At 39.8% G+C, this 21,192-nt stretch carries 24 protein-coding genes and 2 tRNA genes; 7 read left to right on the forward strand and 19 right to left on the reverse strand.

The features are described 5' to 3' along the window. Positions 1-5 precede the first annotated feature (5 nt). Positions 6-434: a 50S ribosomal protein L13 gene (gene rplM / locus ACZ5V8_RS01025; RefSeq protein ID WP_117001431.1), complete on the reverse strand. Its 429-nt coding sequence runs from the start codon at positions 432-434 to the stop codon at positions 6-8. A gap of 259 nt (positions 435-693) precedes the next feature. Here rplM and ACZ5V8_RS01030 point away from each other — a divergent pair. Next, positions 694-781: transfer RNA gene (locus ACZ5V8_RS01030), tRNA-Ser, on the forward strand. Position 782: 1 nt separating this feature from the next. Here the strand turns inward: ACZ5V8_RS01030 and ACZ5V8_RS01035 are convergent. From ACZ5V8_RS01035 to ACZ5V8_RS01065, 7 genes are all read right to left on the reverse strand, one after another. Further along, on the reverse strand, positions 783-1,433 hold the full coding sequence (locus ACZ5V8_RS01035; RefSeq protein ID WP_464218008.1) for a YoaK family protein: 651 nt from the start codon (positions 1,431-1,433) through the stop codon (positions 783-785). 81 nt (positions 1,434-1,514) lie between these two features. Next, positions 1,515-1,670 carry a 50S ribosomal protein L33 gene (rpmG, locus tag ACZ5V8_RS01040; protein WP_119328291.1) on the reverse strand — a complete coding sequence of 52 codons (156 nt, stop codon included), beginning with the start codon at positions 1,668-1,670 and terminating at the stop codon, positions 1,515-1,517. 29 nt (positions 1,671-1,699) lie between these two features. After that, positions 1,700-1,936, reverse strand: coding sequence for a 50S ribosomal protein L28 (gene rpmB / locus ACZ5V8_RS01045; RefSeq protein ID WP_117001429.1), 237 nt, complete (start codon positions 1,934-1,936; stop codon positions 1,700-1,702). Between the two features lie 195 nt (positions 1,937-2,131). Further along, entirely contained in the window at positions 2,132-2,917 is a 786-nt protein-coding gene (locus tag ACZ5V8_RS01050; protein ID WP_464218009.1) for an amidohydrolase, read from the reverse strand. Beyond that, entirely contained in the window at positions 2,905-4,038 is a 1,134-nt protein-coding gene (locus ACZ5V8_RS01055; protein WP_464218010.1) for an aminotransferase class I/II-fold pyridoxal phosphate-dependent enzyme, read from the reverse strand. The genes ACZ5V8_RS01050 and ACZ5V8_RS01055 overlap by 13 nt, the downstream gene beginning before the upstream one ends. A 222-nt stretch (positions 4,039-4,260) precedes the next feature. Beyond that, positions 4,261-4,353, reverse strand: a tRNA-Ser gene (locus tag ACZ5V8_RS01060). 194 nt (positions 4,354-4,547) lie between these two features. After that, positions 4,548-5,726 carry a mandelate racemase/muconate lactonizing enzyme family protein gene (locus ACZ5V8_RS01065; RefSeq protein WP_464218011.1) on the reverse strand — a complete coding sequence of 393 codons (1,179 nt, stop codon included), beginning with the start codon at positions 5,724-5,726 and terminating at the stop codon, positions 4,548-4,550. A gap of 158 nt (positions 5,727-5,884) precedes the next feature. On the opposite strand from ACZ5V8_RS01065, the gene ACZ5V8_RS01070 reads away from it, so the two are divergent. Then, complete coding sequence (locus ACZ5V8_RS01070) at positions 5,885-6,202, forward strand: hypothetical protein (RefSeq protein WP_464218012.1); 318 nt, start codon at positions 5,885-5,887, stop codon at positions 6,200-6,202. Beyond that, positions 6,202-6,891, forward strand: coding sequence for an aspartate/glutamate racemase family protein (locus ACZ5V8_RS01075; protein WP_464218013.1), 690 nt, complete (start codon positions 6,202-6,204; stop codon positions 6,889-6,891). The genes ACZ5V8_RS01070 and ACZ5V8_RS01075 overlap by 1 nt, the downstream gene beginning before the upstream one ends. On the opposite strand, the gene grxB is transcribed toward ACZ5V8_RS01075, so the two are convergent. The 6 genes from grxB to ACZ5V8_RS01105 form a co-directional block, all read right to left on the reverse strand. Further along, entirely contained in the window at positions 6,888-7,544 is a 657-nt protein-coding gene (gene grxB, locus ACZ5V8_RS01080) for a glutaredoxin 2 (protein ID WP_464218014.1), read from the reverse strand. The genes ACZ5V8_RS01075 and grxB overlap by 4 nt on opposite strands. A 12-nt stretch (positions 7,545-7,556) precedes the next feature. After that, positions 7,557-8,420 carry a LysR family transcriptional regulator gene (locus tag ACZ5V8_RS01085; protein ID WP_464218015.1) on the reverse strand — a complete coding sequence of 288 codons (864 nt, stop codon included), beginning with the start codon at positions 8,418-8,420 and terminating at the stop codon, positions 7,557-7,559. Between the two features lie 69 nt (positions 8,421-8,489). Beyond that, positions 8,490-9,416 (reverse strand): methylenetetrahydrofolate reductase, encoded by a 927-nt coding sequence (locus tag ACZ5V8_RS01090; protein WP_464218016.1) that lies wholly within the window; start codon positions 9,414-9,416, stop codon positions 8,490-8,492. Next, entirely contained in the window at positions 9,409-10,572 is a 1,164-nt protein-coding gene (locus ACZ5V8_RS01095) for a trans-sulfuration enzyme family protein (protein WP_464218017.1), read from the reverse strand. Before ACZ5V8_RS01095 ends, ACZ5V8_RS01090 begins: the two co-directional genes overlap by 8 nt. Before the next feature lies 1 nt (position 10,573). Continuing rightward, positions 10,574-11,374 carry an amino acid kinase family protein gene (locus ACZ5V8_RS01100; protein ID WP_464218018.1) on the reverse strand — a complete coding sequence of 267 codons (801 nt, stop codon included), beginning with the start codon at positions 11,372-11,374 and terminating at the stop codon, positions 10,574-10,576. Positions 11,375-11,376: 2 nt separating this feature from the next. Continuing rightward, a complete protein-coding gene (locus ACZ5V8_RS01105) occupies positions 11,377-12,579 on the reverse strand; it encodes a trans-sulfuration enzyme family protein (protein ID WP_464218019.1) in 1,203 nt (400 codons plus the stop codon). 370 nt (positions 12,580-12,949) lie between these two features. On the opposite strand from ACZ5V8_RS01105, the gene ACZ5V8_RS01110 reads away from it, so the two are divergent. From ACZ5V8_RS01110 to ACZ5V8_RS01120, 3 genes are all read left to right on the forward strand, one after another. Continuing rightward, a complete protein-coding gene (locus ACZ5V8_RS01110; RefSeq protein ID WP_440616860.1) occupies positions 12,950-13,240 on the forward strand; it encodes a type II toxin-antitoxin system TacA family antitoxin in 291 nt (96 codons plus the stop codon). An 80-nt stretch (positions 13,241-13,320) separates the two neighbouring features. Next, positions 13,321-13,740 (forward strand): GNAT family N-acetyltransferase, encoded by a 420-nt coding sequence (locus ACZ5V8_RS01115; protein WP_464218020.1) that lies wholly within the window; start codon positions 13,321-13,323, stop codon positions 13,738-13,740. A 129-nt stretch (positions 13,741-13,869) separates the two neighbouring features. Continuing rightward, the gene (locus ACZ5V8_RS01120; protein WP_464218021.1) at positions 13,870-14,118 is read left to right on the forward strand and encodes a YdcH family protein; all 249 of its coding nucleotides are present in this window, start codon (positions 13,870-13,872) and stop codon (positions 14,116-14,118) included. 23 nt (positions 14,119-14,141) lie between these two features. Here the strand turns inward: ACZ5V8_RS01120 and ACZ5V8_RS01125 are convergent, their stop codons facing one another. The 5 genes from ACZ5V8_RS01125 to ACZ5V8_RS01145 all read right to left on the reverse strand — a co-directional run bounded on the left by ACZ5V8_RS01125 (position 14,142) and on the right by ACZ5V8_RS01145 (position 19,343). After that, on the reverse strand, positions 14,142-14,534 hold the full coding sequence (locus ACZ5V8_RS01125) for a hypothetical protein (protein ID WP_464218022.1): 393 nt from the start codon (positions 14,532-14,534) through the stop codon (positions 14,142-14,144). 107 nt (positions 14,535-14,641) lie between these two features. Beyond that, positions 14,642-15,316 carry a complement resistance protein TraT gene (gene traT, locus ACZ5V8_RS01130; protein WP_464218023.1) on the reverse strand — a complete coding sequence of 225 codons (675 nt, stop codon included), beginning with the start codon at positions 15,314-15,316 and terminating at the stop codon, positions 14,642-14,644. A gap of 93 nt (positions 15,317-15,409) precedes the next feature. After that, positions 15,410-16,456: a cell division protein ZapE gene (gene zapE / locus ACZ5V8_RS01135; protein ID WP_464218024.1), complete on the reverse strand. Its 1,047-nt coding sequence runs from the start codon at positions 16,454-16,456 to the stop codon at positions 15,410-15,412. Positions 16,457-16,465: 9 nt separating this feature from the next. After that, positions 16,466-17,995 (reverse strand): glycosyltransferase family 39 protein, encoded by a 1,530-nt coding sequence (locus ACZ5V8_RS01140; RefSeq protein WP_464218025.1) that lies wholly within the window; start codon positions 17,993-17,995, stop codon positions 16,466-16,468. Positions 17,996-18,026: 31 nt separating this feature from the next. Then, positions 18,027-19,343, reverse strand: a complete 1,317-nt coding sequence (locus tag ACZ5V8_RS01145; RefSeq protein WP_464218026.1) for an MFS transporter — start codon at positions 19,341-19,343, stop codon at positions 18,027-18,029. 268 nt (positions 19,344-19,611) lie between these two features. Here ACZ5V8_RS01145 and ACZ5V8_RS01150 point away from each other — a divergent pair, with 268 nt between their 5' ends. Then, positions 19,612-21,144, forward strand: a complete 1,533-nt coding sequence (locus ACZ5V8_RS01150; protein ID WP_464218027.1) for an NAD(P)H-hydrate dehydratase — start codon at positions 19,612-19,614, stop codon at positions 21,142-21,144. Positions 21,145-21,192: the final 48 nt, after the last annotated feature.

A 21,192-nucleotide genomic window follows, 5' to 3' on the forward strand; every position in this document is an offset into this window, starting at 1 on the left:
TATTCTTATATTTCTAAAACAAGTGGTTGTTGCGCTGTATGCGGATGAGATTCACCTGCATAAACTTTTAACTTTTTGTACATCGCACGACCTAAAGGATTTTTAGGAAGCATGCCTTTAACAGCAGATTCGATCGCACGCTCTGGGTGTTGCGCGATTAATTTCTCAAAAGAAACAGACTTAAGACCACCAATATAGCCTGTGTGGTGATAGTAAATTTTATCTTTTTGTTTGTTGCCAGTTACAGCAACTTTCTCAGCGTTGATCACAACAATGTAATCGCCTGTGTCAACGTGAGGTGTATATTCAGCTTTATGCTTACCACGAAGACGTCTTGCAATTTCGGTTGCAAGGCGACCTAAAGTTTTACCATTTGCATCGATCAAAAGCCATTCTCTTTTGACTTCATCACTCTTAGCGCTAAACGTTTTCATCTTTGTTACCTTAATATTTATTATTAACTACTCAGTTTTGCTAATTTCTGTGTGGGTTGTTCCCAATCCATAAAAATTTAAGCGTGGCGATTCTATCATAGTGACTGATTAAAAAGAAGTACTAAGTTTATGTTTTGCATGTTTTGGCGACTGGCTGAGTGAAAAATATACGCTCAAATATTTTTGATTAATTTTTTTCTAAAAAAACAAAAACAGCTCTTTCTATTTGCAAAAATACCGTTATAATTAGCCCTCGTTCGGAGAGATGGCTGAGCGGTCGAAAGCGGCGGTCTTGAAAACCGTTGACTGTAACAGGTCCGGGGGTTCGAATCCCTCTCTCTCCGCCACTTATTTTTTGCTTACAAATATCATTACCAAATAAATCGCTATCGAAGCAAATAACGCTGTTTCATGAAGATGCGTAAAAGCAATTGCGCCAATGATTGATCCTCCCAAAAAAGATAGAATCAAGATCGAGTATAATTTTAACTTCCAGATAGCAATGTTTTTCCTTTTTATCCAATGCGCAAGCAAAACACCAAGGTCGGTTGTGGTTCCAGTCATGTGTGTGGTGCGAATAAGCGCTGAGCCATAATGTGTGGTCATTGCGTTTTGTAATCCCATGGTTGCAGCCAATAAGTATTCACAGTAGAGAATATCAAGATGCATGAGTCCTATGGAAGTTAAGATGAGTGCTAGTTGTAATATTAGAATGACACGATAGCGTTGATCTTTATGGTAATGCTCATTTTTGATTAACAACCCACTGATGATTGCACCCGTTAAGAAAGCAAGCACTAATGCGATCATGCGTAAAAATGCGGTATAGTCACCCTCAGCAAAATGAGTGCCTGCAAAGGTTAAATTTCCTGTTACATAGCCAACGGGGTTGTGTAAGAAGCTAATGAGCGTTGCAGCGTTAATAAAGCCACCATTGAATGGTAAGAGGATTGCTGAAATATAAATCCAAGCGGATGATTGAGGAATGCTATTCTTCATGTTTGATTCAAAATACCTCAGCTTTAGATGTTTGTGTTTCGTTTAAGCTGCTAAGGGCGAAAAGAGTTTTAGAGTATAAGCTTATTTGATTTTAGCTTCTTTATAAAGAACGTGTTGACGAACAACTGGATCAAATTTTTTGATTTCCATCTTGTTTGGCATAGTGCGCTTGTTTTTAGTTGTTGTATAATAATGACCCGTGCCAGCGCTTGAAACTAATTTGATTTTATCACGCATATTAAATTACTCCTGAAGTATCTAGTGAATTAGAATTTTACGTTACGTGCACGTAAATCAGCCAACACAGAATCGATGCCTTTTTTATCGATAATGCGCATACCTTTTGAGCTGACGCGTAGACGAACATAACGATTTTCGCTCTCAACCCAAAAACGGTGTGAGTGCAAGTTAGGTAAAAAACGACGCTTAGTTTTGTTTTGTGCGTGCGATACGTTGTTGCCAGTCATCGGGCGCTTGCCTGTAACCATACAAACTCTAGACATGTTATCCTCCAGTCAATTGCTGTAAATTAAATAGTTATAATTATTAAATTCTCAAGGGGCAACTTTATAGCAAAAAAATGACGCAAAGGCAATCAGAATTTATAACATACTTTTAATAAGCTGCCAGATCATGACAATTCGCTGCGCATTCTATCATTGTCATTAGCGCCTTACAATTGCCAAGTGGTGGATATTTTAATTTGTGGTCAAATTTAAATTAAATTTATCTTGTGATGCCAGAACTTTGAAGTTGTTTCGATAGTTGCCTAAAGTACCTTTGTCAAATGTATGATATAAAATGCCTGATGTGTACGCTGCAATATCTTGTTTAATTTCGCCATCAAAGTGAATACACAGACTATCGCCACTGTAATCGAATCCTAGCCCGTCATGACCAATGCGATTGCAGCCGATAACATAAGCTTGATTTTCAATTGCGCGAGCTTGCAATAATGTGCGCCAATGTGCGCGACGCTTAGCAGGCCAGCTCGCGATATTGATCAACAGGTCATAGTCATTGTTATTGCAGTTAAAAACAGGGAATCTTAGATCAAAACAAATGCTTAAGAGAATGTTAAAACCTTTGTAGTGCAAAATCTTACGCGTTTTGCCTTCAGTAAGTAGTTTATACTCATCAGATAGTACAAACAGATGGCATTTATCATAATGAGAAACTAAACCTTCGGGCGTGACAAAAAACAAACGATTCACTGGTTTTTGCATATCATTCAATACAACAACGCTACCGATAATCGCTGCGTTTTTGTACTGTGCTTGGCGCTTTAGCCAGTTAATGATTTCATCCTTTGGAGTAACAGCTTTATCCATGTTCGGTGTGAAGCCCACGTTAAACATCTCTGGTAGCACGATCAGGTCGCAAGGCTCAAGATCGGCAATAATTTTTTCAAAGTGAGTATAGTTTTGATGCTTATCTTCCCAAACGATATCAGACTGAATGACGGCGACCTTTAAACTTGACATAGTCGTTTGACTCCTTGTAATAAGACATCATCATATTTGGCAAAGCACAAACGCACCAATCCCTGCTTAGGTGTTTCATATAATGATGAAATCGGCACCAGTCCAACACCGTGCTCATGAATCAAACGTTGGCAAAAACTAAAGTCATCCTCATCAGAAATCGCGGTATAGTCAAGTATCTGAAAAGGTGAACCTGACCATGGCAGTATCTTAAAGCGGCTGCTGGTAAGACCGTTGATTAGCTTTTCGTGCTGGGTTTGATAAAGTTTGGGTAAGTCCTGCCAATACTCAGGATGTGCATTAATGCCATCAGCTAGTGCTAATTGCATCGGATGTGGTGCGCTGAAGCTTGTGAATTGTTTCATAGCATTTATCATTTGGATAATTGCTGGTGGCGCAATACAAACACCTAGGCGCCAACCGGTAAGGTTATAAGTTTTGCCAAGAGATTGAACAACGATAAGTTGATCTTTTAGCTCAGGAATTTGTAAGGCGCTGGTATAAGAATCTCCTGCGTAAATATGCTCATATACCTCGTCACTAAGCAATAGAATATCCCGACCTTTGATCAGTTTTGCGATTTCTTGATATTGCGCTTTTGTGATCACACTACCCATAGGGTTGTGAGGCGAATTAAGAATGATGAGCTTGGTTCTAGCATTAACCGTTTGTGCTAGTCGCTCAAGGTTGATATCTCCGTTTGGCAATAAGGGAATACGTCGACTAATGCCTTGATTGAAGTTAACAATCGAAGGGTAGGCATCAAAAGCAGGATCAAAGTAGATCACTTCATCACCCTTACTAATGCACGCGCTAATTAGCGCAAAAATTGCCTCAACGGCACCTGAGCTAATAGATACACTATCCTCGGGATTAATATCTACGTCGTAACTCATCTTTACTTTATGTGCGATCGCTTGTTTTAAGCTAGGCGCCCCAGGAATCGGTGCATATTGATTAAAGCCATTTTGCACATAATAATTCAAACGATCGACTAACCAATCAGGCGTTTTAAAATCAGGCGCACCTTGCGTGAGGTTAATGGCATTATGGGCTTTTGCCATTACCGACATTTTACCAAAAATGGATGGCTCGGTGTTGATGTAGGGTTTAAATGACATAACTTAAATGTTCTCTTAGGTATGGTTAGCTGTGTGAATGCTCTTTTGTTTCATGAATGCAAATGGGTAACAAAGTACCATTATTTTCAACGCTCACAACAGATTATAAGGTCATGGTAAAACAGTATATATGCTTACGGCAAAGCATTTTGCAGAATTTCTTCCTTAGCAATTAAGTGTTTTGAATATTTTGGATACGGAAAAAGTTGAATTGTTTGAGTGTGGCGGAGAGAGGGGGATTCGAACCCCCGATGGAGTTATTAGCCCCATACTCCCTTAGCAGGGGAGCGCCTTCAGCCTCTCGGCCATCTCTCCGCGGTACTGCGACAATTTATCGACTTGACCTTTCTATGTCAAGTGGTTAATGCCGATATTTTGAAATCGAATTAAATCAGATTAAAAAACAGCAAAATAAACTGGAATTATGCCCATCGTAAATGATTTTGCGGTGGGTATGTAATCAGAAAAAATCAAAATGAGTTATGAAATTATGCAGTAAAAAGTGGGTTTTATTTAATAATCATCCTAGGGGATTTCATTACTACTTCATCGTTTAACTCAATCCCAAGTCCTGGCGTTTCTGGAGCTTCAAAGAAACCATTAACAGGTTGTGGGTCTTGTATACAAAGCTCGCGATTACAGTCTTTTAAGGCGTAGGTGTGATGTTCATGGATAATGAAGTTGGGGATTGCGGTTTCCAAGTGCAAACTAGCAGCGGTTGCTACGGGACCACCGCAGACGTGGGCTTGGATTTTGACATCATACATATCGGCATAATCACAAATTTTCTTTGCTTCAGTTAAACCACCGCAAAGCCCAATATCAGGTTGTAAGACATCAACGGTTTGTTTCTCAAGATATTCACGTACGCCATGGCGTAGATACAAACGCTCACCGGCAGCAATAGGCACGTTTAATTTTTGCTTAAGTGGTTCGTGTAATTTGCTATTTAAATAATTAACGGGTTCTTCAAAATATAAGCAGTTAAACTCTTCTGCGATTTCACCAAGTTGCAACGCGGAGGTGAGTCCTGGCAAACTATGACATTCAAAAATAATATCACCGTTATCACCCAATACATCGCGAATTGCTTGCATGCGTGCACGAATAAGGTTCAAATGATCACGACGAAATGGTAATGTACAATCGTAGATTGTGTCACCTTTGTGATCAAACATCATAGGATCAACTTTAACTGCATCATAACCTTCCGCAACTACCCTTTCAGTTGCTTTGGCGTAGTCTTCGGGTTTAAATAAAGTCTTACGTTCATAACAATCCCAATCAAATTGTAATTGGCTGGCGTAGGTGCGCAGTTTTTTATTGGTTTTGCCACCTAATAGTTGATAGACGGGAACGCCAAGTGCTTTGCCCTTGACATCCCAAAGCGCGGTGTCAATCGCGCTCATCGCAGCGTAAACGACAGGTCCTCCTCCTAAACCCCAGAAGCTTTCTCTGAGCATGCGATTCCATAGATTTTCAGTATCAAATGGGTCAATGCCAATCAGCATTTCCTCACTAAATTCTTTGATCATATGTGCCGCAGCGGAATGTCCTAAATCATAGGCAAGACCCGCTTCACCGACGCCAGTTAACCCCTCATCAGCATGAATGCGCACAAATACGGGTGACCATGCTGGACGCTTGGGGCAGTGAATATCAAAAATTTCAATGTGGGTGATTTTCATCAATTACTATCCTTAATCTTATTGTTTCGTAGACGAGAGTAATCCTCTTATCTGTATGCAATATGTTATCGGCAAAGTTTTAAGGTGTCATGTTCTTTTATAATGAATGCGGCATGTTATAATCTCGCCAATTAAATTAACTTCGGAAGAAAGAATAAATGCCTCATATTGAAATAAAATGCTCAAGTGACATTGAAATAGATTGTGATGCAATATTTAAAGATATTGAAACCCAGATCAATCAGTTTGATCTGAGTTGCGGTGATTGCAAGTCACGACTTTACCGTACAGAAGAGTATAGACATTCACATATTAAGGTTGATGCACATTTTTTGGAAAAACCTAATCGTGATCAGCATTATATTGAAATCATGCTTAAAATTATTGATGGTGTTATAAGACCGCGAACTCCCACAGGCACGTGGCTATCGATGGAATTTCACTTTTCTAAGTACTACATTACCGAGAAATTGTAATGATAGGTGTTTTGGCGGGTATGGGACCCATGTCAACAGCACCATTTATTGACCTGTTAATGAAAAGCTGGCAGAAAAGATTTGGTGCGATTAATGATATTGAGTTTCCACATGTTGCGATTTATTCATTGCCAACGCCGTTTTACATTGATAAAACGCTTGATCATGTTGAAATGGAGCGTGTTATTACCGAAGGTTTATTAAAGTTGCAAGACTGGGGTGTTAAGTTGATTGCGATGCCGTGTAATACAGCACATTTATATTTTGAGCAATTACAGCAGCGTTTGGAAGTAAAGTTATTAAATATCATTCATGAGACAGTTGAACAGGTTCCAAAAAATGCGAACAGAGTAAGTTTGCTTTCAACACAATCAACATTCGATAGTAATTTATATCAACTTGCCATTGAAAAAGTAGCAAAAGAATTTATTTTTGAGCCTCATTGGCAACAAAAAATTAATGCTTTAATTTGGGCAGTTAAAACAAGTGCAGATAGTGTTTATGAGGAAGCCTATGCGTTATTGTTGACACTAACCAAATTAAAAGTAGATACGTTAATCATTGGTTGTACTGAGTTAAGTGAGATTATCTTACGTGTCAGAGATGATCAGAAGTTACCTATGAGGATAGTTGACTCATCAAAAGCATTGGTAGACGCAATTCTTCGTGATAGTAAAGAAGGTGATTAAAGCGTGTTGTAAAGCCCAATATTTGTTTCATGCGCTAAGTGTTTGATATAGCGTTTAATGTTTTCTGGTATATCGACTAGATGACTGATAATGCCTAGATTACGCAATATCGGGAAAACCATAATATCATCCCAAGACAACTGGTTACTGCTAGCATATGTAAATGTCATAAGCGGATCAATCTCATTTAAAATCGCTTGCGTGCTTTCAATGGCAGCATCTGGGAAGCGTAGATTTGCCTTAAAGCAACCAATGTATTTTTCTTTTTTATGCTCAAAATAGTCTTTGGCGCTTTGGGTTGGGAAATCTTGTTGGTTAAGCGGGTGATTCAGAAAACTTGGGTAGACCAGTGATTTGCTGGCATTACTCAGCAGTGTCGTGAGTTCAATGAGGCTGGTGCTTGTCGTGATTTCATCGCTTAATATTGGTTTGTTGTCAAAAGTATTGAGATATTGGCAGATATCCAAGCTTTCAACTAAAAAGCTACCATCATCTTTTTGCAAAAAAGGCACTTGTTTTTTGCCAATAAGATCAAGATGAGATTTTTCATCATCATTGGCAAGGTAAATCAGTTCAAGTGGGATCTGTTTTAGTCCTGAAATGATGCGTGGACGGATACAAAAAGGGCAGTGTTCATAAATATAAAGTTTCATCAAATTTCCTTGTTAGTATTTTAGATAGGTTTGTGCTTGTGCCACTAGCCAATCATGTACAATTTTTTTATTGGCAGTATGTCGATGCGGTTGGTTGTCTATTAGGTAATAATATTGTTGTAGTGGCAAAGGATCTTGCCATATGCTAAGCCGCTTGCTTTGGATTAATGTATAAACAAGGGGCAAATGCGTAACAAAACTGCCAAGCCCATTTTCAACGGCTTGAAGCGCATGAATGGTCGTGGCAACAGATATTTTTTTGCTAGGGATTGTTAAATGAGTAGACTGACAAAAAATCTGCCAGTCTTGTTCGCGCAAGGGGTGATTTACGATAATCGCAGGACTCTTTCTTATCTCATGGGCTTTAATAATTTGCGGGTTGTAGACAAGCACCAGTTGATTCTGCCATAGCTTCACTGCTTTGCTGGTTGAGTCCTCTAATCCCAGTTGAATACTCAGATCAGCATTGTCAACATCGTGTGTTTTTAACTCAGTCGATGTCATCATATTGAGATTAATATCTGGATGTTTTAGATAAAGGTCACTTAATCGTGGGATAAGCCATTGTACGGCAAGTGTTGAAAAAATACGTAGTTGTACAGTGTCTTGACTAATTGGTTTAATCTGACTTGTTGCTTGTTCAATATGGTTTAGTGCAGCTTCAATTTCTTTGTAATAACGCATGCCGTCATGTGTTAATTCAACGTGTTTGGTATCACGTTTGAATAATGTTGTGCCAAGATACTGCTCTAGTTGCTTGATCTGCTGGCTGATTGCGCCAGCAGTAAGATTAAGCTCGGCAGCAGCCTGAGCAAAGTGCTTGTGCTTGGCAACAGCAATAAAATAGGGCAAAGATTTTAATGGCGGCAATTGCATAAGAAGTTATGACTCTCATTGATTTGTGCTTATGGTACGTCGAACTCCTGTGGCTGTAAAGCTGAGTGATTAATGAGATGTCGAATGAGAAACTGCTGTAAATGCTAGAGATTGTTGATTCCTTTGGTTTTTTTGTTGCTCCAAGATGCTTTGTATTTTAGAACTTTTAGCAATCACGGCATTGGTTGCGGACATTTGATTTAGTGTATAGAAATGAAGCCCATGTACACCAAGATTAATTAAGTCATCACACAGTTTAGCGACAACGTCACTGGCAAAGTCTTGCAATGCAACAGAGTCATGTGCGTAGGCAGCAAGACGCTTATCAAGCCACTGTGGAATATCAGCATGACAAATTTGTGAGAAGCGTTTTAGCCCTTGATAATTGGCAATAGGCATAATCCCTGCTGTAATTGGAATATTGATTTGGTGATCATGACACATTTGTAAGAAATGATAAAAAGCATCAATACTATAAAAATATTGCGTAATGGCATGATTGGCCCCTGCACTAATCTTTTGCTTTAGATTATCGATATCTTCTTGTAAGGTCTTGGAGCTGGGGTAGAACTCAGGATATGCTGCAATCGTAATATCAAACTGCTCACCACTGATTTGACGAATATAATCAATCAATTGGTAAGCATAATTAAAGCTTACATTCGTTTGTTTTTGGATATTTTGTGGTAGATCCCCACGAACAACAACAAGGCGATTAATGCCAAGCTTAATATACTCTTGCAAAAGATTACAAATCGCTTGCTTATCAAGATGAAAGCAGGTGATGTGTGGCACAACGTCAATATGTTGTTGACGTAAATAGCGAATAAGTGTTAACGAATTAGCGTAAGATTCGGAGCCGCCAGCGCCAAAGGTGACGGATACGTATTTAGGTGCATGAGGCTTTATCTCATCAATGGCTTGGTAAAGCTTGCCATTGTCAAGATGAGCTTTGGATGGGAATAGTTCAAAACTGATGTGACTGGAATTAGGCATGGTGTTCACTCGTAAAAGACGTTGTTATTTCATGGTTTAAGGCTTTCTCAAGATCGGCAATCAAATCATCAGGGTCTTCGATGCCAATGGATAGTCGAATAAGACTTTCTGGAATATTGTGATTGCTACTATCAATTGCGGCATGTGACATCTGACAAGGTAAGCTAATAAGACTCATTAAACTGCCGAAGCTTACTGAGATAGTAAAAAGTTGTGTCTGATTAACAATGTGTTTAGATAGTTCAAATGATTCAGTGGTAAAGCTCAATACCGAACCAGCGCCTGAGGCTTGAGCCTGCATAATATTATAATTCGGGTGTGTTGGCAGTCCTGCATAGTAGACTTCAGTCACCTTGGGGTGACCCTCAAGAAATTGTGCAATTTTAAGCGCGCTTTGTTGCTGCCGTTCGATGCGTAAACCAAGTGTTTTGACTCCTCTTAATAAAAGCCATGCTTGCATAGGGTCAAGTGCGTTACCATTAGCATTTTGTAAGAATTTAAGCGCTTGTGCTAAATGTTCATGATTAGTGACAACAATACCCGCGGAAACATCGCTGTGTCCTGCTAAATGCTTAGTCGCTGAATGAATCACAATATCAGCACCAAGATCCAGTGGTTTTTGTAGCCACGGTGATAACAAAGTATTGTCGACGGCAAGAATAATCTCTTGTGGTAGCTTTAATCTTAAGGCGTTGATATCAGTGATTTGTTGTAGTGGGTTAGTTGGTGTTTCTAACAATAGCAACTTAGTATTCGCCGTTAATGCTTGTTTTAGTGCTTGCTCATCATTGAAGTCAACCTGTGTACATTGAATATTAAAACGCGTTAATACTTTGTGAATAATGCGGTGTGTACCACCATAAATATCCGTACCAATAATGATATGATCGCCTGCGTTTAATAGTTGCAGCACACAACTAATGGCTGCCATACCACTACTAAATGCCAGACCATATTGCGCATTTTCAAGCTTGGCAATGTAAGCTTCAACGTACGTTCGTGTCGGATTACCACTTCTTGAATAATCATAGGTGTTATCAGGATGCTCAGCGTCATCTTGGGCGAACGTAGCCGTTTGATAGATAGGTAAACTATTGGCGTGATGAGGGTCGTTATTGTTAATATTTGGATGAATAAGGCGAGTCCACTGATCCATATTATGCAACCTCGTAAATTTTAGCTTGACTCAGCGTTTGAGCTACCTGCTTTGTTTCTAAGGTGCCAACGGTTGTGTAATTATTGCCATTGAGTTTACCAATTTGAAATGTCAGACAATGCGCTTTAGCCCAAGTGATCGCTTGCGGCTGAATGACTTGCGTTGCTTTTTCTTTCGCGCAGTCATACGTAAGTGTCTCGTAGCGAATAGCTTCTTTAAATTTATTGGGATCCAAATGATAAACACCATCGACATCTTTAAGCAAAATACAGCGCTTGGCCTTTAATTGATGCGCAATAAAAAGCGCGCTTAGATCTGAACCGCCGCGCCCTAAAAGGCAAGGTTCATTGTCTTTATTCTCGGCAATGAAGCCAGGTACAACGATGGCTTGTTGTGTATTCAATAGCTCATGAAATAATGATTGATTGATGCAAAGTGGTGTGGCATTAGCATAATCGCCTTCAGCAACAATTGGACGGGTGATGAAATTACTTTGGATACCGTGCTGTAGTAGTGTTTGTGTGAGATAGGCGACGGATTGTAGCTCACCAGTGGAAAGTAATAAAGCACGGGCTTTAGCGATTGTTTGATTGTTACTTAAATCCAATGTGCTTTGATTTTCTAAAGTATCAGTGGTATTACCAATAGCAGAGACAACGGCAATGACTTTATATCCTTTATCAACAAAGCGCTTTACTTCAACAGCAGCATCTTTGAAGTGATCAAAAGACTCAAGGATTGAGCTGCCAAACTTAAGCACAATCACTTCGGCTTGAAAACTACTACAGCGATATTGCGTCATGATTAAGATACCTTTTGTTTATTTTGTTGTTCAGTGGCAGCGGTTAATGCTTGATCTAGATCTTGAATGATATCAAATGGATCTTCTAAGCCAACAGATAATCGAATTAAACCATCATGAATGCCTAGGCGTTTACGTTCATCTGCAGCAATTGGACCATGTGTCATCGTCGCTGGATGGGTGATTAATGTTTCAATCGCACCAAGGTTCTCAGCTAATGCACAAAGTTTAACAGAATTAATAAAGTTTATCCCATTTTGAATATCACCTTTAAGCTCAAAGGCAAGCATTCCACCGTGTGCGCCTAGGTGTTGCTTTTCAGCCAGTGCGTGCTGTGGAAAGCTATTTAAGCCAGGGTAGTAAACACTTTTGACTGCCTCGTGTGTTGCTAGAAAACGCGCCACTGCTAAGGCATTGTCAGAATGTTGTTTCAAACGAAGCGGCAATGTCTTGATGCCTTGTAAAATAAGCCATGCCTCAAACGGCTTTTGAATTGAGCCTAAGCAGTTACGGGTATAGCGAAAGCGCTCATTAATTGCTTCATCTTTTGCAATTAACGCACCGCCAACAGTCGCGTTGTGTCCGTCAATGTATTTTGTGGTCGAGTAGATACTAATATCCGCATCCAGATCAAGTGGCTTTTGCAGTGCTGCTGTCAAGAAAGTATTATCTACTGCAAGCAGAATATTACGTGCCTTAGCAATATCAGCGATTGCTTTGATGTCAGTTAATTTAAGCGTTGGATTGGCTGGCGTTTCAATCAAGATTAATTGCGTGTTGTTAGTGACTGCATGTTTGACATTTTGTGGGTTACTGCTGTCAACATAGCTCACATCAACACCAAACTTTTTAAGCACTTCATTAAATAAACGCACGGTGCCACCATAGACAACATCTGAGCAGATCACATGATCACCTGCTTTGAGTAAAGTGCAGGCAAGCGCGCTAATGGCAGCCATGCCTGTAGCAAAGCATGCGCTACTAGGTGCTTTTTCAAGCTTGGCAAGTTTATCTTCTAATACGCTAACTGTAGGATTAGATGAACGGCTGTAAGTGTGACCTTTGTGATTGCCTACACTTTCTTGTAAGTAGGTTGTTGTTTGGAAAATAGGTGTTAATAACGCGCCATTATTTGGATCTGCTTGGATGCCTGAATGAATGCATTGCGTGTTGAAGTGCTGCTCATTTGTAAATTGATTTGCCATTTTGAACCTCTTTAAGCTATTTTTGCGCTTGGGGTCGCTGGCAAAGAGCCAGTGCCTTGGGATCCTAGGCACTGGAATTGGCATTTAAATCGCTTGTTCGCGCTTAAGCAAACGACTTAAACCCAACCTCGACAACAGTGCCTAGGTTGGGCATCATCATTCGTTTGTAACAAGCGTATTTAAGCATAATGACTTCACGAAAAAATTAGTAACTTGAACTTAAACTACCAGAAGTTTTTAAAGGCTGTCAATTGTGATTTGCATTTTTTTTGTGATTTACGCTATGGGCGGTATATATGATAACCTTGTTTTGATTTTGGTGCCTTTTTGACGTACACTTAGGTTGTGTTGAAAGTATGTGGAGTTCAAAATGCGAAGCGAGACAATGAATCTTAAACAAGAACGTATTAATTTGAGATTGAATAATATGGCAAAAACAGTTCTCGAACGCGCCGCAAGTTTTGAGGGAAAAAGTGTAAGCAGCTTTATCTTGCATTGCGCATTAAGACAGGCTGAAAAAACGATTCATGCGCATGAAGTGATGCAATTAGATCAGGGTGATGCAATGGCTTTTCTAACAGCGTTATCGCAGCCAGTACAGTTTAATGATAAGTTGCTTCAAGCATTTGATGAGCATAATGTGCGTGTTGATAGTAAATGATAAGCTATTCAAATATAGTTATTTCAACCCTGGATGGTAGCATTCACAATCGATCCCATTTTTGCTGTGGAGTTGAGGTATTGGACCATTATATTCAAAAGCAAGCAACTCAAGATGATCGGCGCAATATTGCGCGTACGTTTGTTGCAACATCTAAAGAAGATATAGCGACTATTGTTGGCTATTATACACTTTCCACATTGTCAGTAGATGTAAGTGCTTTACCTGAGGAAGTGGCGTGTAAATTGCCACGTCACCCAATCCCTTGCGCTTTAATTGGGCGTTTGGCGGTCAGTGAAGATGCACAAGGCTTAGGTGTTGGTAAAATGCTCTTAGTCGATGCGATTAAGCGCACACTTGGCGTGAGTGAGCAAATCGCTGTCTATGCCATGATTGTTGATGCAATTGATAAAAAAGCAGTATCTTTCTATCAGCAGTTTGGTTTCAGAGCCTTTCACTTGGAGGAGCACCGCCTATTTTTGCCCCTAAAAAATATATAAAAGATGACATAGATCATTTTTTTAGTATCTATCGAAGTTTTTTGCTGTAAACGCGCATGACGCCTGGTTTTATGATTGTTAGACTCAGATGGGAATTTGTAATATTAATCGTAAATGTAGGAGTCAATAATGTTAGAGCATCACCCACTAGTTAAAGAGTTTCCTGAGCATGCGGAAATAATCCATAATTTAAAAGAAACGGATAATCATTTTAATAAGTTATTCGATGAATATGAGGCGCTTGATAAGGAAATATTTAGGATTGAAGCCAATCAAGAAGCAGTAACAGATAATGAGTTAACAAACCTTAAAAAGCAGCGCCGCCGTGTCAAAGATATGCTTTACAATCAAGTGTTACAAGCGAAAGAAGTGGTTTAGTTCTTAGTTATTGTCGTATTTCCTTACGCTTTTTTGATTTCTCGAATATAAAATATATCACCCTTATCATGATAAATATTAACTAATTGACCTTGCGCAATTTGGTTTTTGTCATACTGGTGAATAAGGTATTTTTTGCCATCATTTTTATTTTCTACAAGATAGCTATACAAGTATTGGTCATGGTTTTTGGCATAGCCGTAAATAGCGCCACTGCCAGCACCAATGGCAGCACCTCCGGCACCTCCTGCTAAAGTTGTTACAGGAATTAATGGTGCCGCTAAACCAAATGTTACAATCGTTAAACCAATGCCGATAACAGCTCCGGTAACCGCACCAGCCCCCGCACCAATTGTGCCAACGACCGTGGAGTCATGTCCAACCGCATGCAAGACGTCTTTTTTCTCGACTTTCATGCTATTGAGAACGGGGCCGCTGCCAATCGGTTGATGAGCGCAACCTGTTAGCAGAAGCAAAGATATAAAAAGACTTATTATTGTGAGGAAATATCGCATGAGGCTTCCTAAGCAGCAGTCTGTTGGATAAATAATCCGGAAATAGCGTCAGATAGGCCGGTTACAAGTAATGGTTTGGCGCTATCAAATGCTAGGTTCACACGATTTGCCATGCTAAGAATTCTTGTTTTATCTGTGATTGTGTTGTCTTTGAATTTTTGACTGAGCTTAATGTCACTGATTACAGTATAGGTGACATCTTTGACAAAATTATCTGTCACCGATGTGGCGACACCACCTGCAACACCGCCAACAACGATATTTGCACCACCTGTGGCTGCAATAGCAACACCGGATACAACGCCCTCTAGTGCGCCACCATAGCCTTCAGACATCATCTCTTGTGCTGCGGTTTTGCTTTTTTGACCAACTTGTAGAATGTTGATTTGCAAAATAAAGGAAGCTTGCTGTGGGTGATTAACGATAGTGTAACCCTTTGATTCAAGACGCTTTAATAAAGCACTTTTGATAGAGAAATCAGGATGATCTGTGGTATTGGTTAGCATGACAAATATCGTGGGCTTTAAATCAACAGATTCAGGTGATAAAAAGATACTATTGCTCATAAGCGTTTGGGTTTCTAAGTTGCGATGACTAACGGCGGTACCAATGGCAGCGCAGCCACTAAAGAGTGTGATCGTTACTAAAACAACTAGGATTGAAAATATTCTTTTAATGTTCATTTAATTATCTGTTTGAATTTGAGGTGGATGATTCTAATAAGGTTCATCTAAAAAGACAAGCGTAGTTTTACGTGAGTTTATGCTTTATTGATGCTATTGCTGCATTTCGTGCAATCGGCTTTTAGTGCGTTCAAACTCAAACTTAAGTTTTTCACCTTGATAAATATCATTAAAATCAGTATCCGCTGCGATAATAACGTGTTTATCTTCATCATAAAACTCATCAATCATGGCGATAAAACGTCTGGTTTCACTTTCATCTTTTATCGTTAATATCGGCATATCACTGATATAAATCATATCAAAACGCTTGGCAAGAGCAATGTAATCACTAACTCCGCGACCATCACCGCAAATACTAGAAAAATCAAACCAAATAGCATTTTCATCAACGGCTTTGACTTTCACAAGACGATCTTCAAGGATGATATCAGTATCATACATAACGTGAGTTGATGCATTTTGTTTAAAGCGATTAGCAAGATCAAGCGTGGCTTGGGGTAAGGGGTAAAAGTAGTTCTGATTGCGCGCTTGTGCTAGTTGTCTGTAATCAGTGCCGGAATCAAGGTTAAGAACGGTGACATGCTTGATAAGGCAGTCGATTGCAGGAAGGAAAAGCTCACGTTGCAATCCCCCTTGGTATAAACGCTCTGGCGGAATGTTGGATGTTGCAACAAGGGTGACACCAAGCGCAAACAATTGAGTAAAAAGATTGCCAAGAATCATTGCATCTGCAATGTCTTCGACAAAAAATTCATCAAAACAAATCACGCTATATTGATCTGCAATATTGTGAGCAACTTTTTGTAAAGGATTTTTTTGACCTTGAAAATTACGCAATGATTGATGTACCTGCTGCATGAAGTGATTAAAATGCAAGCGTGTTTTTTTCTGCGTATTTAGCGCATCATAAAACAAATCCATAATAAAGGTTTTACCGCGACCAACGCCACCCCACATGTATAGGCCTTTAATAGGGTCAGGTTTTTTTTTAAATAAATGCCATGACTTAGCTTTTATGACTTTGTTATCTAGCTGATCAATAACTTGTTGTAAAAGGTCAATTGCCTGTAATTGCAATGGATCCTCGTTGTAGTGATGTCCTTGAATATAGCTTAGGTAGTTTTCATGTAAACTCATAATTTCTCACTAAGCTTTCGGTGGTAAAAAGGCGATTTGAAAGCGCATCGGCTGTTGATCAGGTTTGGCACGTTTCCAAGGGGTTTCCTGATAAGGCGTGATGACTAGATCAGGAAATTGTGCTAATACTTCTTGCGGAAACTTGGAAGTTCCTTCCATCTGTGGCACAAGAATAAACACGGCACCTTTCTGGCGTAAATCATGCATATCAAGTGCTGGATTAAGCGCTGGATTAAAAGCGATAAGCGCCATGGGATGATCTGTTGAATAGCGTGTAATATAGCTGATCGGCTTGTTAAAGCCCGCGATATATTGAAGCTTAGTATTATAACGTTGATGCCATTCATTGGTAACGATTTGTGCGATTTCGCGCGCAGGGTAATTGGCGCTACTGGTTTTGCTGCGTGACAATGAAATACTGTAGCCGACAAGCAATAAAATAGTAATAAAGCTAGCCATGGCAATGAGGCGCTTCAGTTTGCTCGTGGTTAAAATAGGCTTTGTTAATGCGACTAAAATTAATCCCCACAGGCTCAATAATGGGATGCCCCACATCGTGTGGATATTCCAACCACCAATAATTGAGATCAATAGTGTAATTAATGTTGGACAAAACCCAACAAAGAATAAAAATTTGGCATCAAATAAGCTGATAGCCGTTTTGGTGTTGAGTGTTTTTTTGCCTTTTGATTTGCCAATAAACCCGAATAAAAACAAAGCAACTGCACCCATGAATGTGCCTAGTTGGGCAAAGAAGAAGTGTAGCGCATAACCAAAATGTCTTTGCAGTATGCTCTCGTGCATATGACTATCGACTTTATCCATTGAGTAGTGAATGGTAATAAAGCCATAATTCACCAGCCAAACGATATGTGGAATACAAATAATCACTAAGATGATCAAACTTAGATAAAGCTTCCAGTTGATTAAATGGCGATGAAGTGACTTTTCAAAAAGGATAAAAAGTAGCATGGCAACTAAGGGCACGGCGGTGTAGTACTTTGCCATCATTGCAAGCCCCGCAATGACGCCAAGCAGCAACCAATGCTTTAAGCGATTTGTTGTCACACTACGATAAAAATATAAAGCCATTAAAGGCCAAAGTCCAAGTTCACAGGCGTTGTCATTGAAATCAATAATTGCAAGGTTGTAATATTGGATGGCAACTAAAATAATTACCGCAAATAAAGCAAGATAGTCGTTTTTAAAAATTAATTTTCCTAAGCGCCATACCGACCAAAAAGCAATAAGCGCCATTAACTGTGAAAATAAATAAATACTCCAATCTTGATTGCCACTAATAATGAGTGCGATTTTGGTTAATAGCGCATTCAACCAAGGATCGCGCGGATACCCCCATTGTAAGGTATGCGCCCACATTGCCCCTTCTGTTGCATCCATGGGCGTGACAAAGCGCATTAACGAAGGAGCTAGTGTCCATAAAAATACATAGCTTATAAAAAAAATCCAAAAAAGGTGACTTGCTTTAATTGTTTGCTTCATTGCATCGGTAAATATTGTGGCAATGCGCATCATCATAGCAGAAATAGCCTCTTAGAAAATGTTTTTATTAAACATCATCACTTTGCTCTTCGCTATTATCTTTAACAAAACATAATAAGACAAAAGAGAGAATCATGCTGAGTGTTAAAATAGAGAACGCCATATGGTAAGAAGAAACATCAAAGTGTTTAACTGCATTAGCGGGCGCCAAACCCTGCGCGTAATGCACAATTTGCCCAGCACTGTTGATATAATTGCCTTGCCACGTTAGTTCGAGGAAATAGCCGATCAATGGGTCAAAGATAGCACCAAAGATTGGCTCACCGGTATTGATCAATGCGGCAACAGTGGCAGTTACAACAATGGGGTTAATGCGCCGACCGATAGCGAAGCTCAGCATATATATACCTAATGAAAAACCAAAAATAAATAAGCAGATAGAGGCAGTCAGTGGCGTAGTTTTCATAGTGAGAACAATGGCAAGGCTTATGGTGGCAATAACATGAAAACAAAGCATTAAACGCTTAGTATTATAGTATTCTGATAGCTTGCCGATAACCGGAGAACCAATTGCCATGCCAAGGAAAATCATTGAAATCATACCCGCAGCATGCTCGGTTGATACCCCATATTGCTCGCGAAAATAATTGTTCCCCCAAAGACCGGCAAAGGCATCAATCGCCGTAAAGCTTAAGCCTGAATAAAAGGTCAGCAGCCAGTTGTTACGATTGAAAAGTACCGTTTTGATCGATGCCCATTCAAGACTACTATCTTTGGTCGAAATCTCTTTTTGCTTAGGATTGTGATCTCGTACAATTAGGAAGTACAAAAAAGCGCCAACAAGACCTGCGAAAGCGCAAATTACCAATGCTTTTTGCCATGAGCCAGTATGTGAAATTAAATAGGATAATGGGGCTTGTCCAATGATTGCTCCTAGCATTGCTGCAGTTGCTAAAAAACTTGAAACAAACGCAAAGCGGCGTGGCGAAAACCACACGGATACGGCTTTAATGTAGCTAACCGTGGCAAAAGAGATGCCAACACCAATCAAAATGCGCCCAAGATATCCCAACCAAAGATCGCCATGATTAGCGCCATAAATAAATACAAGCAATCCTATTGCCGAGCTTACTAGGGATAGTGAGCTAATAATGCGAAAACCAAATCTATCTAAAATGACACCCGAGAATAGCTGGGTAATAACAATCGTCCAAAAAGTAATTGCGACCAATGATCCTGCTTCAGCCGGAGAGATGCGAAACGAAGACATGATGTCATTGGCGATAAGGCCTGGAAAAACTTGCATAATATACTTGTAGAATAGTAAAAAGGCGCTTAGCACCACAACGAAAATAACATAACCTTTGATTTTGTGAATTGCCATATATGTTAGAGGGTTATCTAGAGGGTGAAAACATATTAACGATTTGATTGAAAATTAAAAGTAAAGTGTCTGGATTTGTCAGGTTTTTCATATGCATTGCCCAAAGTGAGGGGTATAGTATGTAACTAACTAAAAAATGAGTTGAGCTATTTTTTTCACCTCGCCCCTTGAGGGAGAGGTCGCGTAGCGCAAGCTGCGCGGGTGAGGGGGATTTAGGTTTAACTTAGGCGGGTTTGTATTATAAAGGCAAAAAATAAGGGCAACGGCAATGAGTCAAATTTTACCTTTTGAATCTGAGCTTTACAATGCCGCACAATCACAAAAAAATGATCAATTAATTATCGATCAGCTCAGGATTAATGGTCTGGATTTGATGTCAAAGGCGGCTTTTGCTTGTTTTGCCGAAATCCAAAAAGGCAATTATAAAAAGGTTGCTGTCGTATGTGGTGCTGGCAATAACGCAGGTGATGGCTTGATGATTGCCGCCCTTTGTCATATGGCGGGGTTGAGCGTGGAGGTCTTTTTATGTTTGGCGCCGGAGAGTCTTTCCCAAGATAGTCAGTATATGCTTAAGCATGCGCAGTCAGTCGGTGTTGTTGTTACGAAATTAGACATTGTTAATGAGTCGTTTATTATCTCAATATCACAGGCGGATGTAGTGGTTGATGCGATTTTAGGTACCGGTGTCAATCGCAATGTTGAAGGTCTCTTTGCGTCAGTCATAAATACGATGAATAATCACAGTAAAAACACCTTAAGCGTTGATATTCCATCAGGTATTTGTGCCACGACTGGCAAGGTATTTAAAGTGGCAATTGTTGCCAATAAAACAGTGAGTTTTATCTGCAAAAAGCTAGGGCTATATACCGGAGCGGCGCCTGACTATGTAGGTGAGTTGGTATTCGCCCCACTTGTTGATTGGGGAAATTTTAAATTTGAGCTTGCTGAAAAGCCTCAGGCTAAGCTTCTGGATAAAAAGGGTTTGCCAGATTATTTGAATTTATTACCGCGAGCTAAAACGATTAATAAAAGTGATAAAGGGCATGTGGCGATTATTGCTGGCGATAAGGGAATGTTCGGTGCGGCAGTAATGTCTGCCTATGCAGCGTTAAAGGTCGGTGCAGGACGAGTTAGTCTTTTTACTCATCCGCAAAATAATTGTGATGCATTAAGCGCTGCATATCCTGAAGTCATGTGTCATAAATTGCATTCAGCGGAGGAATTTTTAAATCAAGCAGATCAGTTTGATGTAATTGCCGCGGGCTGTGGCATGTCGATTAATCAACCGTGGTCAAAGAATATTGTGCCAAGTATTTTGCTTGTTGATAAACCAATGGTAATAGACGCTGGGGCTTTGGATTTTTTAAATAATCTCAATCTATCTGACTTCACTTCCTCTCGACTCATCACGCCACATGAGGGCGAAGCCTCAAGGCTGCTTGGCATTGAAGTCGAATATATTCGTGAGCATCGAGTTCAAATAACAAAGGAGTTGGCACAAAAATACAATCTATCTGTCTTGCTCAAAGGTTGCGGCAGTTTGCTTTACAGTAATAACACAATGTACTTAAACCCGTATGGCGTTAATATCCTCGCTACCGCAGGATCAGGTGATATATTCACGGGCGTCATTGCTGGCTTGGCAGCACAAATAAAGTGTATGCAGTCGTCAGCGCTATTTGCGTTATTACTACAAGGTGTTGCCGCTGAAAACCATGTCGCAAAGCATGGAATGCATGGGTTTGTCGCATCGATGCTTTTGGATGAAATTGTTGAGGTGATGAATGGTGGTTTTAGTTAAATTTAGCGGTTTGAATTTAACTTTGTATATTGTTGGGTGTTGCTGAAA

The sequence above is a fragment of the Cysteiniphilum sp. GTC20157 genome (assembly GCF_055396795.1).